At 41.5% G+C, this 682-nt stretch carries 1 protein-coding gene; it reads right to left on the bottom strand.

Going from position 1 to position 682, the window contains the following annotated elements; translation table 11 throughout:
- Nucleotides 1-15: 15 nt before the first annotated feature.
- Nucleotides 16-682, bottom strand: a 667-nt coding sequence (locus HADU_RS15105; RefSeq protein WP_008307681.1) for a MobA/MobL family protein, incomplete at its 5' end; no start/stop codon positions are given.

The raw sequence follows: 682 nt of genomic DNA, 5'->3' as shown, positions 1-682 counted from the left end.
TTTTTTCATCAGGTGTCATCGGCTCATCCCTCTAAACTTCATTGTTTTCTGTTGCTCTCTTTCTAATTTCTGCTGTTGTTTGTACTGTTCCAAAGCAAGCTGTTTAAAGCTGTCAAAATCAGCCTTAAAGCTCTCAATACCCTGTTTAATTTCTTTGTCTGAAATTGGGCTGTTTTTGAGGTCTTTCAGGTCTTGTTTCGGGTCGCCTAAGTCTAGTCGCTCAAGCTCTTTATAGGCTGTACGTGATTGTTGTAGGGCTTCCCTAATTTCAGGGTCTTTGGCTTGGCTTGGTAACAGTTTCTTTTCGGGTTCTTTCTCTATGCCTTGCTCTTTGTAGCTTCGCATATCAATACGGCTATCAATTTGATGTTTTTCTAAATGGCTGTTGCATAAATCCGCCCATCTTTGGCGTAGGTCTTTAATATCAATTTTTCGTTCCTGGTAACTCTTGCCTGTATTGTCTTTTTTAGCTCCGCCACGTTCAGGATTTTTGCTGTTATAGCGTTTGAAATATTGCTCTGGATCTCGTTCGATTCCATCTTGCAGACGTTCATTAAACATGAGATGCACGTGGGGCTGATCGTTGCCGTCCATTGCTTTAGGGTTATGAATCGCAAACTGATATGGATATTTTGAGCCGATCTCGGACTGAATGAACTCCTCAACCAGTTCTAGACGTTGT

It is taken from the genome of Acinetobacter sp. HA, from assembly GCF_000264725.1.
Lineage (GTDB): Bacteria > Pseudomonadota > Gammaproteobacteria > Pseudomonadales > Moraxellaceae > Acinetobacter > Acinetobacter schindleri.
The sequence above is the reverse complement of the archived record's forward strand: the minus strand, read 5'-3'. Positions and strand labels throughout refer to the sequence as shown.